At 42.5% G+C, this 15,119-nt stretch carries 13 protein-coding genes and 1 pseudogene; 5 read left to right on the forward strand and 9 right to left on the reverse strand.

The genetic code is table 11. The annotated features are described in order from the left end of the window. Positions 1–995: 995 nt before the first annotated feature. The 3 genes from AMBT_RS17640 to maiA are packed head-to-tail and all read right to left on the reverse strand — an operon-like array spanning position 996 to position 3,463. The gene (locus tag AMBT_RS17640) at positions 996–1,697 is read right to left on the reverse strand and encodes a fumarylacetoacetate hydrolase family protein (protein WP_013786008.1); all 702 of its coding nucleotides are present in this window, start codon (positions 1,695–1,697) and stop codon (positions 996–998) included. Positions 1,698–1,731: 34 nt separating this feature from the next. Beyond that, positions 1,732–2,763, reverse strand: coding sequence for a cupin domain-containing protein (locus tag AMBT_RS17645; protein WP_013786009.1), 1,032 nt, complete (start codon positions 2,761–2,763; stop codon positions 1,732–1,734). Between the two features lie 58 nt (positions 2,764–2,821). Continuing rightward, positions 2,822–3,463, reverse strand: a complete 642-nt coding sequence (gene maiA, locus AMBT_RS17650) for a maleylacetoacetate isomerase (RefSeq protein WP_013786010.1) — start codon at positions 3,461–3,463, stop codon at positions 2,822–2,824. Between the two features lie 117 nt (positions 3,464–3,580). Here maiA and AMBT_RS17655 point away from each other — a divergent pair, with 117 nt between their 5' ends. Then, positions 3,581–4,507 (forward strand): LysR family transcriptional regulator, encoded by a 927-nt coding sequence (locus tag AMBT_RS17655; RefSeq protein WP_013786011.1) that lies wholly within the window; start codon positions 3,581–3,583, stop codon positions 4,505–4,507. 78 nt (positions 4,508–4,585) lie between these two features. Here AMBT_RS17655 and AMBT_RS17660 read toward each other — a convergent pair whose 3' ends face one another. Then, positions 4,586–5,494 (reverse strand): LysR family transcriptional regulator, encoded by a 909-nt coding sequence (locus AMBT_RS17660; RefSeq protein ID WP_013786012.1) that lies wholly within the window; start codon positions 5,492–5,494, stop codon positions 4,586–4,588. Positions 5,495–5,652: 158 nt separating this feature from the next. On the opposite strand from AMBT_RS17660, the gene AMBT_RS17665 reads away from it, so the two are divergent. The 4 genes from AMBT_RS17665 (at position 5,653) to AMBT_RS22480 (ending at position 9,035) form a co-directional block, all read left to right on the forward strand. Then, positions 5,653–6,906 (forward strand): aromatic ring-hydroxylating dioxygenase subunit alpha, encoded by a 1,254-nt coding sequence (locus tag AMBT_RS17665; RefSeq protein WP_013786013.1) that lies wholly within the window; start codon positions 5,653–5,655, stop codon positions 6,904–6,906. Between the two features lie 3 nt (positions 6,907–6,909). Then, a complete protein-coding gene (locus AMBT_RS17670; protein WP_013786014.1) occupies positions 6,910–7,380 on the forward strand; it encodes an aromatic-ring-hydroxylating dioxygenase subunit beta in 471 nt (156 codons plus the stop codon). Between the two features lie 8 nt (positions 7,381–7,388). Continuing rightward, positions 7,389–7,703 carry a non-heme iron oxygenase ferredoxin subunit gene (locus AMBT_RS17675; protein ID WP_013786015.1) on the forward strand — a complete coding sequence of 105 codons (315 nt, stop codon included), beginning with the start codon at positions 7,389–7,391 and terminating at the stop codon, positions 7,701–7,703. A gap of 1,107 nt (positions 7,704–8,810) precedes the next feature. After that, a complete protein-coding gene (locus AMBT_RS22480; RefSeq protein ID WP_013786018.1) occupies positions 8,811–9,035 on the forward strand; it encodes a hypothetical protein in 225 nt (74 codons plus the stop codon). A gap of 195 nt (positions 9,036–9,230) precedes the next feature. On the opposite strand, the gene AMBT_RS17690 is transcribed toward AMBT_RS22480, so the two are convergent. The 5 genes and pseudogenes from AMBT_RS17690 to AMBT_RS17705 all read right to left on the reverse strand — a co-directional run bounded on the left by AMBT_RS17690 (position 9,231) and on the right by AMBT_RS17705 (position 15,088). Continuing rightward, on the reverse strand, positions 9,231–9,998 hold the full coding sequence (locus AMBT_RS17690) for an FAD-binding oxidoreductase (protein ID WP_013786019.1): 768 nt from the start codon (positions 9,996–9,998) through the stop codon (positions 9,231–9,233). Positions 9,999–10,049: 51 nt separating this feature from the next. After that, a pseudogene (locus tag AMBT_RS23230) lies at positions 10,050–10,178 on the reverse strand (2Fe-2S iron-sulfur cluster-binding protein); the annotation flags it as partial. A gap of 372 nt (positions 10,179–10,550) precedes the next feature. Continuing rightward, complete coding sequence (locus tag AMBT_RS17695; protein WP_041452610.1) at positions 10,551–11,567, reverse strand: phospholipase A; 1,017 nt, start codon at positions 11,565–11,567, stop codon at positions 10,551–10,553. 148 nt (positions 11,568–11,715) lie between these two features. Beyond that, positions 11,716–13,188: an efflux transporter outer membrane subunit gene (locus AMBT_RS17700; protein ID WP_013786022.1), complete on the reverse strand. Its 1,473-nt coding sequence runs from the start codon at positions 13,186–13,188 to the stop codon at positions 11,716–11,718. After that, a complete protein-coding gene (locus AMBT_RS17705; RefSeq protein WP_013786023.1) occupies positions 13,181–15,088 on the reverse strand; it encodes an efflux RND transporter permease subunit in 1,908 nt (635 codons plus the stop codon). The genes AMBT_RS17700 and AMBT_RS17705 overlap by 8 nt, the downstream gene beginning before the upstream one ends. Positions 15,089–15,119 lie beyond the last annotated feature (31 nt).

The following is a 15,119-nucleotide window of genomic DNA, read 5'->3' on the forward strand; positions in this document are numbered from 1 at the left end:
GTACTGATTTTCACATGTGAAAATTAGTCAGGCTAATTGCGTAGGGTTAACACCAAGCTGACGTAACGCGTATTAGTTAGACGTTAGGGTAAGGCAGTGTTGATTTTCGCATGCGAAAATAAGCCAAGCTGACAGCACTGTGTCAACACCAAGCCGGCGTAACGCGTATTAGTTAGACGTTAGGGTTGGGCAGTGGTAATTTTCGCATGCGAAAATAGTCAGGCTGATTGCGTAGCGTTAACACCAAGCCGACGTAACGCGTATTAGTTAGGCGTTAGGGTAGGGCAGTGCTAATTTTCACATGTGAAAAAAGTCAGGCTGATTGCGTAGCGTTAACACCAAGCCGACGTAACGCGTATTAGTTATGCGTTAGGGTAGGGCAGTGCTAATTTTCACATATGAAAAAAGTCAGGCTGACAGCATTGTGTCGACACTAAGCCGACGTAACGTATATTAGTGAAACGTTAGGCTAGGGCAGTGTTGATTTTCGCATGCGAAAAAAGTCAGGCTGACAGCATTGTGACAATACCAAGCCGACGTAACGCGTATTAGTTAGACGTTAGGGTAGGGCAGTGTTGATTTTCGCATGCGAAAATAAGCCAGGCTGACAGCACTGTGTCAACACCAAGCCGGCGTAACGCGTATTAGTTAGACGTTAGGGTTGGGCAGTGGTAATTTTCGCATGCGAAAATAGTCAGGCTGATTGCGTAGCGTTAACACCAAGCCGACGTAACGCGTATTAGTTAGGCGTTAGGGTAGGGCAGTGCTAATTTTCACATATGAAAAAAGTCAGGCTGACAGCATTGTGTCAACACTAAGCCGACGTAACGTATATTAGTGAAACGTTAGGCTAGGGCAGTGTTGATTTTCACATGTGAAAATTATCTAGTGTAGGTATGAACCGGCACGCAATAAAAAACTAAGTAATTGATAAACAGCGTAAAAAGCTCGTTGGGCCAATGATGCTTTTTAAGATCAATTACTTAGTAAAAAAGCTATCTTAAGATTGTTAATTCGATTTCATTTACGCCCTGAATTTTCCCCTTAATTTGATCTCCGGCTTCAACAGGACCGACACCTTCGGGTGTACCAGTAAATATCAGATCTCCAGGCTGTAGATGATAAAACTTTGATAAATGAACGATGATCTCTTTTACACTCCAAATTAGAAGGTTGAGATCAGAAGACTGTTTAGTTTGGCCGTTTACTGTGAGTTCAATAGAGCCCTCGTTGATAATTCCACTGTCTGACGCTTTCACTATGGGTGAAATAACAGCTGATTCCTCAAAATTTTTGCCTAGATCCCAAGGACGTCCAGTCTCCCGAGCTTTAAGCTGAAGATCTCTACGGGTCATGTCTAAACCACATGCATAACCGTAAATATAGGAGTCCGCTTCGTCCTCGGTAATTTCAAAACCTGATTTACCAATAGCAACAACAAATTCCATTTCATGATGGTAGTTCGATGTTTGTGGTGGGTAAGAAATCGCAGAACCGCTCGGTATTAAAGTGCTTGGATCTTTCAGAAAGTAGAAAGGCTCTTGCTTTGATTTATCAACCGCTACGCCCATTTCTGAGGCATGCGCAAGATAGTTTCTGCCAACGCAAAAAATACGATTGACATTATAAAGTGATTCCTCACCTACAACCTCAACTGAAGAGGGTGGAGTAACCGGGTAAAGATATTGTTCAGACATAAATACGCCTCGCTAATTATAGTGTTTAGTTAAATCAATAGATGCCAAGGTAACTGTGTAACGGTTCTTCATCAGCAGAAATCAGAAATGCTGGTGAACCTGATGATTTATTGATTAGTGTAATGTTTGTGTAGCCGGGTACAGATACAGTATCCTTTTCAATCCATTCGATAGTATTTGAATTATCTACAACGACCTGTCCATCGCCTTCAACTACATGGAATATACATGCAGTGGTTCGTTTGGGCAGTGTGATGGTCTCTCCTGGGCGTAGCATGATTGCTCCAAATCCTATACTGGGAAATAAACTTTTTCCTGTTTCGGGGTTGATATAGCTGATACGTAACAGCCCCTCAGAATAAATTTTTGACATTTCAACCAGGCAATTTCGAGTTTTGTCCCAGGGATAACGAAGCATTGGGGCTGGCGACTTTTCTCGAGAATAGTTTATGCTGGGTACAATGCCTGCTGCGCTGTATTCGGCAAATGATTTATCAGATGGCCGTTTGTTAGGTTGTGGTTCGCCTTCTATAGCCCAAGAGCTTTCAAGGTAGTAGCAAAGGGGTAGATCAAGCACATCTAACCATACAATAGGCCCGTCCCCCTCGTGGTGATGTTCGTGCCACATACCTGAGGGTGTCAAAATAAGGTCCCCTCGGTCCATACGACATGGTTCGCCGTTTACGGTGGTGTAGGCACCTTCTCCCTCAACAATTATTCTCACAGCGTTTGGTGTATGTCTGTGGTTCGGCGCAGTTTCACCAGGAAGAATTAATTGCATGCCCATATAAATACTGGGAGTCGCTTGCATGTTAGTTAAACCATGCCCTGGATTGGCTAACACTAGTACCCGACGTTCAGCTTTTTCCATGGGAGTAAGTTCGCCAGCTTTTAACAATAAGGGGCGTAGCGTTTCAAAATCCCAGTTTAGTGATGTTGTTTTACGAGATGGCACATTATATGGCAATACCGCTCGCATGCTTGGCCATAGAGGAACCAGATTTTTAGACTCTAATTGATCGCGATAATCTTTTGGAAGCTCTTCAAGTGTTCCTAAAGTTTGCATTGTTTACTCCTTATTAAGGACACAAAGATTTCTGATATTAAGAGAACAGCTTCATCTATTAATCAGAAAAATCGGGTTGATTTTTTGGTGCTGCCTGTTGGAATTGCGGTTGTGATATACAATGTTGATAAACACGCATAACTTTCTCGAATGATGATAGATCACAGTTAAAACGGAGAGCATTGGCAACCTGGGGTACTAAACAACAGTCGGCAAGGGTTGGTGAGCTACCAAAGCAGTAGGGGCCCTCACCATATTTTTCGAGTAGCGCTTCAACAGCTGAAAACCCCTCTGCAACCCAATGTTGATACCATGCGTTCTTCTGATCCTCTGTAATTTTTAGCTCATTCTTTAAGTAGCCGAGGATCTTTAAATTATTTACCGGGTGCATGTCACAAGCAATTGCGTTTGAAAGTTCTAAAACACGGGCCTTCGCTTTTGGGTCTTTAGGGATTAATAATGGCGATGGCTGCAAGTCATCTAAGTATTGGATAACGGCAAGCGACTGGGTTAACTGAAACTCGTCGTCTGCGATAAGAACAGGCACCCCCTTAGACTTGTTTAACTTGAGATATTCAGGAGATGCTTGCTCTCCTATCCGTATATTTACACCCTTGTATTCGTAAGCAATACCCTTGATAGCTAGTGCTATACGTACGCGATAAGATGTTGAACTATTGAAGAAACTGTAAAGCTGCATAAAGACCCCTATTACATAATTAGTCAGGTCACTAAGTGATAGCTGTATTTTGTAATAGCTTACATATAACGACAAATGATATATAATCATTGATGTATATCACTAATGGTATGTTGTATGGATTGGTCACGACATTTAAAGCTAAAGCATATAAGCCTGCTCATTCATTTAAACGAGTCAAAAAGCTTAAGCAAGACAGCGAACGCGTTTTACACTACTCAGCCTGCGTTATCACGCTGGTTAAAAGAGCTCGAACAGGATGTAGGGGGAGTGCTTTTTGAGCGAAAGGCGAGGGGCTTACAAGTTACATTATTAGGCGAATTACTGCTGGAACACGCCATTCGAATTCAAGCAGAAATAGAGCGCGCACAAGAAAATATCAGTGCAGCGAAAAATGGTTCAGGCAGAACCATAGCAATTGGAACCTCGCCAGCATCAGCGCCAAGTTTCGTACCAACAGCGATTGCGAAGTTTCTTAAATTACACCCACAAGCCAGTGTCCGCGTGCAAGAAAGTACAATGAATATTTTATTGTCTCAATTAGCTCGAGGTGATTTAGACGTAGTCGTTGGACGTTTGGATAATTACCAACCCAGCTCTAAGTTTCGTAATGAACATCTTTACAGTGAGAATATTTGCATCGTGTCCCGGCCTGGCCACCCTTTAACACAAAAGAAAACGTTATATTGGGATGACCTGTTAATGTTCGACTGGATAGTTTGGCCTGATGGATCACCTATCCGGCGTAAGTTTGATGCATCTTTGACTCTCGCGGGGCAAAAACCTCCCACGTACAGGGTTGAATCCTCGTCTCAGGTCGCTAATCTTTGGTTACTGCAGCATTCGAATATGTTGTCCGTTGCGTCAGAAGAAGTCGCAAATCATTTTAAACGTAGAGGTCTTATGGAGCCCTTGAATATTGACGTCGCTGGAGACGATGGCTCTGTTGGTATGTGCTGGCGAGATGAGGTTGTCGATGATAAAGCCGTCGAAGCCCTTTTAGAGTGTTTCCGCAAAGCTAGTTGTTCATTAAATGAAGACTGAAATAGCTTATGCCCTATCTATCAAAATATTGTTGCAAACAAGGTGCATGAAACTGAGCGAGCGTTTAATTAAATGCGACTAATTTGACGGGATAATGTCATATAACACGTTTCTCAACCACATATTGCCACTGTCCTGATGGTAACGTTTGTGCCAAAACAGATTGATTTGGGCTGGGGGAATTTCTACAGGATGTTCTCGTACCTCCAGACCGAGGCTGTCTTTTGTGGTCATGGCCAATGTTTCTGGAACTGTTGCAATAAGATCTGTTTGAGCAACTATATAAGGTGCTGACATGAAATTTGGAAGCTGTAATCGTATAACTCTGGCTATACCACTTTTTTTAAGGCATTTCTCAACGCCCACATGACCTGTGTCCTTGGCTTCGATAACTATATGCTCGGCTTCAGCAAAACGTTCTAAACTAAATTCTCCTTTACTTAGTGGATGACCTTTGCGCATTAAACATACATACCGTTGCTCAAACAACCGACGTTGATAAAACCCAGCCTCTAACTGCGGAATAAGGCCTAATGCCAGATCCATGTTGCCTGACTCAAGGTCATCTCTTAGCGAGCCGTCAGCTTCTCTAACAGTACTGATTGATACAGTTGGAGCATGTTTCGCAAGGTAGTCCAGTAGTCGCGGAAGAATATACATTTCGCCTAAATCTGTCATGACAACTTTAAACATCCTGCTGCTGTCGTTGGGATCAAACTTATCTTGAAAGTTGATTCCATCATGAAGAGTGCTTAATCCCTGGCTTATAGAATAATAAATGTTGTCAGAGAACGGAGTTGGCCGCATACCTCTTGCTGTACGCTCAAATAGTTCATCATTAAATAGTCGCCTTAATCTGCCAATAGCGTGACTCACAGCAGGCTGAGATAAGTTGAGTTGCTCTGCTACTACTCCTGTTTTGCGCTCCTTATACATTAGCTGAAATATTACAAGTAGATTTAAATCGACGTCTTGAAGCTCAATCATAATTCACAACATATTAGTCTGGTTAATATCGTTTATTAGTCACATTAGCTTTCTTAATATCATTACTGAATTTATAGTCGCAGGCAACTTATTTGGTTAATGAATTGTTATTTCTGTTGCTTTCAAAGCGGTACACCTAACACAAAGAGGAGAGTCATGTGAATAATCAAGAACTCTTAAGCGAAACAGAGTGGAAGTTTGACGATACAAGTAAAATTCCATTCTGGGCATATACCAATAAAGGTATATACGAGAAAGAGCTTAAAAATATCTTTTACAAAAAACACTGGTGTTATGTTGGTCTTGAAGCAGAAATACCTGAACCAGGTGACTTTAAACGTACCGTGATCGGCGAGCGTTCTGTAATTATGGTGCGTAACGAGCAAGGCGAAATTCATGTTGTAGAGAATATTTGTGCTCACAGAGGGATGCGATTTTGCCGTAAGAAACATGGTAATGCACAGAGCTTTGTATGCCCGTATCACCAGTGGAATTATACGTTAGAAGGTGATTTGCAGGGTGTTCCATTTCGCCGTGGTGTTAAGCAGGATGGTCAAGTAAAGGGCGGAATGCCAAAAGACTTTAAACCAAAAGAACATGGCTTAACTCAGCTAAAGGTTGCTCAACGAGGTGGGGTTGTTTTCGCCAGTTTTGATCATGATGTTGAGTCATTTGAAGACTTTCTTGGCCCTGAAATGTTGCACTACTTTGACCGCATGTTTAATGGACGAAAACTGAAGGTTCTGGGATATAACAAGCAACGGATTCCGGGTAACTGGAAACTGATGATGGAAAATATCAAAGATCCTTATCACCCGGGCTTGTTGCACACGTGGTTTGTTACTTTTGGATTATGGCGAGCAGATAATCGCTCTGAACTCAAAATGGATGAACATTATCGTCACGCGGCCATGATTTCTACCCGAGGCAGTGGTGGTAAAAATGAGCAAACTACCAACGTCAGTAGTTTCAAAGAAGAGATGCAATTGAATGATCCGCGCTTTTTGGATGTGCAGCCTGAAGAATGGTGGGATGGTCCTACAGCAGTAATGATGACAGTGTTTCCAAGCGTAATTCTACAGCAACAGGTTAACAGTGTTAGCACCAGGCATATTCAGCCTAATGGTAATGGCTCCTTTGACTTCGTATGGACTCACTTTGGCTACGAGGATGATACTCCTGAGTTAACGGAGCGACGGTTACGGCAAGCTAACTTATTTGGTCCTGCAGGATTTGTCTCAGCTGATGACGGTGAAGTTATCGAGTTTTCGCAAGAGGGCTTTGAAGCTAAAAAAGACTATCAAACTCTGGTTGAGTTAGGGGGACGGGATATTGAGCATACTGACCATATGGTATCTGAAACTCTTATCCGAGGTATGTACGATTATTGGCGCAAGCAGATGGGGGTTTAAGTGATGACTACAGAACTTTACTTAAAATTGACCCAGTTCTATCAGGATTATGCAGCGAGTATTGACCTGGAAGAGTGGGATAGCTGGTTTAACATGTTTACAGATGATTGTATTTATAAAATTCAATCGCGCGAAAATTACGATCGAGATTTGCCTATGGCTGCTTTGTCTCTAGAGGGTAAAGGCATGCTAAAAGATCGTATATATGGTGTTACAGAAACCATTTTTCATGACCCATACATGCAGAAACATGTCGTTTCAGCCCCAAGAGTGATTAGTAGCAGTGAAGACTTTATTGATGCTCAGGCCAATTACTCTGTATTTAGAACTAAGAATGACGGTATAGCGGAGGTTTTCAATGTTGGGCGGTATGTTGATCGCTTCGTCATTGATGGTGACTCTCTGGTATTGCAATCCCGAGTCTGCGTTTTTGACAATGACATGATTCTCAACTCTCTGATATATCCGATATGAGGTGAAACATGAGTAATAGTTGGATACCTGTAGCGAATCAAGAAGATCTTATAGAAGATGATGTAATTGGTATTAATGTAAATGGGCACCCTGTTGCACTTTATTTAATTGATGGTGAGGTTTTCGCTACCGATAATGTATGCACCCACGGGCAGGCGTTGCTGAGCGATGGTTTCGTTGAAGACGGTGAAATAGAATGCCCCCTTCACCAGGGGAAGTTCTGTATCAAGTCTGGTAAGGCTATGTGTGCACCATTAACTGAAGATATCAAAACCTATGAAACCTCTTTGGACGGTGAAAAAATTCTCGTTCGGTTTGAATAAGTAATTTCCTTCCCTAGACTTTTGGACGGGAATACGAGTTTTAATCATTTTTGCCACAACAGACACTCGCAGTGAAAACTGAGTGTCTGTTTTTTTGTCACTACTGTTCTTTTTAAGAATCAAACGCATAGCCATACTCTCAGGTACTGGCAGTGCATTGTGTTTATGAGTAAGTAATGTTTTAAGCAAATGATTGCTTTCAACTATCTACTAATGAAGATTATTTTAAGTTGGGTGATATGAGTTTTGACCTAGAAACAGTTTTATCAGTACTTTTAGGCGGGTTTATGGTGGTTGGGTTTTTCGTCAATATACCTGCTAAAGATACTACCCGCGCACAATTTAAATTATGGGGCTACCCTGAATGGTTTCATAGTTACAGCTATTCTCGAGCTCATAGCTGCAGGCCTGATTTTTTATCAAGGAACACGTTTATATGGCTCAGCATTAGCAACTGTCATTATGATATTTGCTGTTGTAACACTCTGGCGGCATAAGGAGTTTGCCCATTCAATTCCGGCTGTGATAGCACTCATCTTGCTAGTGTTGCTTTGTTTCGTCGTTATTGTAACCCCTTAGTATTTTTGTCGGTGTATGGAATCAAAATCGACAATCCAGAAAGGCTGGCCTGCTGTTTTATGACATCGCAACCCACATCAAACTGCTAGAGAAGTTCTGGCTGACAATATACGTAACCGTTCACCAGGTTCCTGTTGATTGAGCTTGCCAGACTGCCCAAATGGCTCTAGGCAATGTAAAAAGCAATCATCGAAGCCACCTGATGTCAGCAATTTCGAATACGTTAAGTACGTGATCGAAATACTCTAGGTAGGCTTTACAACTCCGCAGACCGACTAAATCAGAGCAATCGTGATTCTTAAAGCCGTCTACAAATGGTTTTGTAGGCTGCCAGTATCTTTTCAGCTTCCTGTTCGCAAACGCTAATTCTTTCCGCAATAGTAGTTCATCAGCTCTATCCTTACCGGAGCAAGAGTAGTCTACAATGGTCAAAATTTTGTAGGACAGTACAGTGACGATGCTAAAAAGTGGATCACTCTCCTTCAAGACACCTTGTCTGATATCGAGACTTCCTAGGATGTATACATTTTGGATAATGTAGATTCTTATCTAGAGAAAGATCCGTTCGGACGTAAATATTGTGCTAAGAATCTCCTAGACGTTGAATCTCATATTTTAAAAGAGGTCGAAAGCTCGCCAAGTGTTGTCCTGCCGGATGACTTAAAAAATAATCTCGAACGTGAAATTCTGGATTATTATAACTATTTATTATCCAGCAATGACCTCAGCCAAGATATGTCGGTTCCAAATTAGGTTTTGGAAATAGATGAATTTTCTTATCTGAAAGAAACTGATTAAACAACATTATTGACATTCTCCCTTCATCCAAACTCCAATCAGGAATGGGTTCCTTAAGCTGCTTTTGCAGCTTTGGAAGAGAATAGCTTGACTAAGGCTCGGCCAATTAACGGTTACAATTACCGGAGCCTTTAGACTTACTTTAAGCTATCAATCGCCTGTTGCATAAAATGCATCAGCATAAACATTAGCGAGAGTTGCGTTTTTTTCAACAACTAATGCTTGAGCAGCCTCAACCATCGGCGGGGGGCCCGCAAGGTAGATTCGCCAGTCTGCAAAAGTGTCAAAATCGTCTTTTACTATGTCGGTTACAAACCCTTGTGCATAACTGGACTCATCGCCTGATTCACTGATTACTATTTTGTAGCTGAAGTTCTTATATTCATTGCTAAGGCGCTCTAGAATGTCTATTCCATAAACATCTTTTATGGTTCGAACGCCAAAGTAAAAAAATACGTCATTTTGTAAACCCGCTTCCAGAGCGCCTCTAGCAACAGATAGCATTGGTGCGAACCCAGTTCCTCCTGCGATGCACAAAATGGGATCGCTGTTAGCCTTACGTAGATATGAGGCACCTCTAGGCCCAGCCACTTTCACTTTATCGCCAACTCGTAAAGTCTCAGCGAGTTTAGGAGTCACTCGGCCCCCAGGAACGATACGGATATGAAACTCTAGTTCATCGTCCTGGTCCAATCCCGCCATTGAATAGGGGCGCTTTGCATCTGGCGCAAATTCCAATAAAGCATATTGTCCGGCAGTAAATTCTAATGGCTTATTGGTTTTCAACTTTATTTTAATTATGTCGTGGGTCTGCTGCTCAATGCTTGTAACCGTGCCCTTTAATTTTTTCGCCGGATGAGTAACAATTTCGTCGACTTCCGGGATTTCTATTGAACAGTCAGTTTCTAATTGAGTCATGCACGCTAGCACTTTACTGCCAGCGTTACTTGCCGATGTTAACGTGCACTGGCAGGTATTGCACTGTCCAGACATGCAACTGTATGAAATTGGAATATCATTTGCTAGAAGAGATTCCAGCAAGTTTGAGCCTGCCTCAACATTTATGTCTTTATTTAATGGGGATACAGTAACTCTCATGGCAACCTCTGTACTTAAAATTGTGTATTGCGTAAACCTTGAGTGTACTGAGTCATCTATAATTTAGATAGCTAACGAATCTAATACACGATATTAATATCATTCATGTTTGGAGTAGACAATATTCCGTAGTTTTAATATCTTTGTAGTCTATATATTCCATATTTTTGTCGAATATGCTTGTAAGGCACTGTTTATATTAATATTGTTTTTTGTTTATGAATTGTAAGCTTTCTGTCGGAATATCAGGTTCGATGTTGTTTTTCTTTTCTAGCATAAAACAATAAGCAGACAGATTCTGAACTGAAAACAATTCTACCGTTCGAAACGGATTGCTTTCGCGTACTTAGTCAGGACTTTACCTGTTTTAACTTATAATCGTTCGTTAAGCGCCAGACCTAATCCGAATCTTGTCTGGCTATAGTTGTAGTCGATTAAACTGTCCCCATAACCATTAAACATCACAGCATAACCTTTCAACTTTCCCCAAAGTGGGAAAGTTAGGCTGAATTCAGTTGAGCCTTTATGTGTGGCGAAATTCCGGCGACCCGTGAAGCCTATTTGTAATTCGTTCCATTTATAAACCATTTCCAGATCAAAATGGCCCATGTACTCATTAATATCAGGGTTATCGTCACCATCTGGATCGAGTGGGAAGTCCTTTGCTTCTTCTTCTATTCGGTACCAGGGGCGAAACGACAGCGCAAAGTTTTCCTTCTCAAGTAGAAAGCTGCCGTAAATGCGGTTCCAGCTGCGGGATAAGTGCTGAGCTTGTCCGTTAGATTGATGCTCGAACCCGAGGATAAAACCTGTATTACTCTGGAAGGGTTGCCAGCCTAAAGGGGCTGCGTAGAATATTTCCGGTTGATAGTTGGTTTCTCGAAAGGGTTTAGAAATGTTGCTCGAGTAGACCTGCCAGAGCGCTTGTAGGGTAAAACCCAAATAAATACCGTCACCTTCGATAAAGAGGCTTTTGTGATTAAGAGGGACTTTCAGACTTATCTGAAATTTAGACTCTAAATCCTCAAGGTTCTCTTCATAGCCACCATAAGTCTGATAAGCAAATTTATTAATCGAGTTTGTAGTGTAAAAAGGTAAGTAAAAATTGACTCTATGAGGTGTTATTACATAGGGTTCAAACTCTGTGCGGGATTCATTATTAAAGCGTTTTGATATTAATCCTGGGGTCGTGGAAGAAGCAGCTATAGGTTTAATACTGTCAACTTCTATCTCCGATGTTTGCGCTCCGCACTTATCCCGGATTTCGCTAAGTGTCATTGAGTCGTCGCCGCTCTCATAAACGTTCATAACGCATTCTTTTAATTGCGCGTTGGCATATTCGCTACATGTAAGAAGTAAAGCTGCATAAGTTGCACGAAGTAATAACATAGTAGATATACCGAAGGCATCAAAATCCAGTCAACACCATACTAAGATAGCTAAAGATCCTGACTCTGACAAAGCAAGTCAAAACAGTGGGCTTTTTTCAACAAGCTGAATTGGTTACTTCCTTGTAACCAGTTCTATGAATACAACGCTATTTGATCTGGCTAACCTGCTCAGCGCTGTCAGCACCACTAAACCAGCCTCCTCCAAGCGAACGATACAAGGTAGATATAGCTATCTGCTTTTGAGTTCTAACGTTAATCGCTGCTAGCTGACTTGTTAAATTTTCCCGTTGAGCATCAAGAAACCTGAGGTTGTCATCTATTCCATTTTCGTAACGGGCCCTGGACAGACGAAGACGTTCTTTGCTTGTTTCAGTTAGCTTCTCCTGAGCGGTTTGTTCGCGCCGAAGAGTATCAATGGAGGCGAGAGCATCTGCTACTTCTTTGAATGCTAATTGTATGGTCTGTTCGTAATTTGCTACGGCAATATCTTTACGGATTTTTGCTAACTCAAGATTCGCCTGGTTTCTGCCATTGTCAATAATGGGTAATGATAGCTGTGGAGAAAAAGACCAACTGCGCTGTCCACTATTGAATAGCTCTGATAGCTCCATACTGGAAGCCCCGAAAAAACCGGTAAGTGAAATGCTAGGGAAAAATGCTGCTCGGGCCGCTCCAATATTTGCGTTTCTTGCCATCAACTGATGCTCTGCAGAACGAATATCAGGCCTGAATATCAGAAGTTCAGGAGGTGCACCAGGTGAGATCTCGTCTACGATTGGAGACTCATCTAAGGATATTTTATTTAGCATTGGAGTTATGTCCTGAACTCCCACTAGCAGAGTCAGTGCGTTCTGCGCTAATTCTTGCTCCCGTTTTAACCGCTCTACTTCGACATAGGATTGTAAAGTTAAAGCGAGGGCATCCTGAAACTCTATAGCTGTAGCCGCACCAAAAGCCTGACGTTGTTTGATTTTGCTTTGAGTCACTTCTCTTGATAGCTTAATTTGCTCAGCAATATCTAAGCGTTTCACTGCGCCCTGATAAACAAGGTAGCTTTGAATAACGTCAGCTATTAGACTAATGCGTAAGCTTTGTGCCGCCTCTTCGGTTGCAAGGTACTCCTGAAGTGCAGCCTCCGTCATATTCTCAACCCTTCCGAAAAAATCAAGCTCAAACGAAGTAAATCCCACACCAGCGCGATACGTATTTTGAACGCTTGGCATACCAGGGATTCTTAAGTCTTCTGGGGTTCGTTGACGTGTTGCAGTGCTTTGTACCGCGATTGTTGGCAACGTATCCGCTCGTTGTATGCCGTATTGAGCTCGAGCGGCTTTGACATTAAGCAGTGTTTGTTTCAAGTCACGGTTACTATTTAACGCTAGCTCGATAAGAGCTGCTAAATGGCGGTCTTTAACAAATTCCTGCCAGTTGACCTGTGCGCCAGATGAAATAGTTGATTTATTCTCGATTCTATTTGCTTCGTTTGATATCCAGCTTGCCGACACCGGGTTCTCTGGTTTCTTGTATTCTGGTGCAAGTGAGCAACCGCCAAGTGCCAGCATCAAGGTGAGGGAAAGTAATGTAGTCTTGGGCGCACGATAAGCCTTAATCTTATGCATGATTTGAATCCTCTTCCAGTAACTCTCGCTCGCGCTCAGAAGCTGAGGTTTCGCGGTGATCGCGGGCAAGCAGAGTGTAAATAGTGGGCAATACGAATAGTGTAAAAAAGGTGCCGATCAGTAGACCTGTGACAACCACTAAGCCAATGGAGTAGCGACTGGCTGCACCCGCTCCTGTGGCAAACATCAAAGGAATTAATCCTGATACCATTGCAGCCGTAGTCATTAGAACCGGACGCATACGAATCATTGCTGCGTGTAGCATTGCATCCATAGGGCTCAAGCCTTGATGTTTCTGAATATCATTGGCAAAAGACACCATTAAAATACCGTGTTTAGATATGAGCCCAATTAGGGTGACTAGCCCAATTTGGGTGTAAATATTCATCGTTGCAAATCCTAGCCAAAGTGGAATTAGGGCCCCACAAATAGCTAGCGGTACTGTAATCAAAATTACCAATGGGTCTTTGAAGCTCTCATACTGAGCAGCTAAGACTAAAAATATAACGATCAGCGCAAATCCAAAGGAGATGATTAAGCGATTACCCTCTTTGACAAATTGCCTGCTGTCGGACATCCAGTCTATCTGAGCGCCAGGAGGAAGTGGTTGTGCCTGTAAAAACTCAACAGCTTGTCCCATGGTTACTCCCGGTAGAAGGACGCCGGACAAGGTAATAGCGTTCATTTGGTTAAACTGTGGTAACCGATTGGCCTGTGGGGTGACTTTTATATCAACGACCGTGGATAGCGGCACCATCTCACCTGATTGGGCTCGAACGTAGTATCCTGATAAATCATCAGGGGCTAGTCGTTCGCTTTGAGGCACTTGAGTAATTACATCGTAAGAGCGATCGAACCAATTGAATCGGTTAATATAGTTTTCACCAACAAGAACGGCTAGTGTCTCTGCGACATCATTCATGCTAACGCCCATCTCGCCTGCTTTAGATGCATTTATAGAGATTTGAGCCTGTGGACTGTCAAAAGCCAGATTGCTGTCTACAAAAGCAAACAATCCGCTACCCCATGCTGCACCTTTAATTCCTTCCATTGTTTTGTACAGTTCAGAGAACTCAGATGGTGCGCGCAGAATCATTTGAACAGGTAAGCCACCGCTACCCGCAGGCAACGGTGCCGGTTGGAAGGCTGTAGCAAAAGCTCCGGTAATTTTTCCAGATTGACCGTTAATAATGCCTTCTACTTCGTTGGTATTCATTTTACGATCATCCCAAGGCGTTAGTACGACACCACCAAACCCGCTATTCTGCCCATCTAGTCCATTCACGAAGAAGCTTGCTTGATAGTCAGGAAGTTGTCTGAACACATTTTCAACTTCCAGCGTCGCTTGCTCTGTATAATCTACACTTGCGTATTGGGGAGATTTGGTTTGAACAAAAACATAACCTTGGTCTTCGCCTGGTGCTAATTCATGATTAACCCCCATAAATAACACGACTATGCCTGCTAGAATGGCGACACAAACAAATAAAACCGCGGCTCTTGCGTGCAATACATAACTAAGCAGCTTGCCGTAACGATTTGCCAAGCCGGTCATGGTTCGATCTATTATTTGGGCTAATCGTCCTTCAGACATTTTAGCGTCGAGCATATAGCTACTCATCATCGGAGACAGAGTAAGAGCGACGACCCCCGACACAATTACCGAGCAGGCGAGGGTAAATGCGAACTCTTTGAATAAAGCGCCAGTAACACCTCCCATCATGCCTATTGGAGCATAGACCGCGGCTAGTGTTATAGTCATACCAACCACTGGCCATACTATTTCTCGGGCGCCCAAAAGCGAAGCTTTTACTGGGGACAGTCCTTCTTCAATGTGACGATGAATATTTTCTACTACAACAATTGCATCGTCTACAACTAAGCCAATCGCTAGCACCATCGCTAATAGGGTAAGTAGATTGGGGTTCTAG

It is taken from the genome of Alteromonas naphthalenivorans (genome assembly GCF_000213655.1).
GTDB classification, from domain to species: domain Bacteria; phylum Pseudomonadota; class Gammaproteobacteria; order Enterobacterales; family Alteromonadaceae; genus Alteromonas; species Alteromonas naphthalenivorans.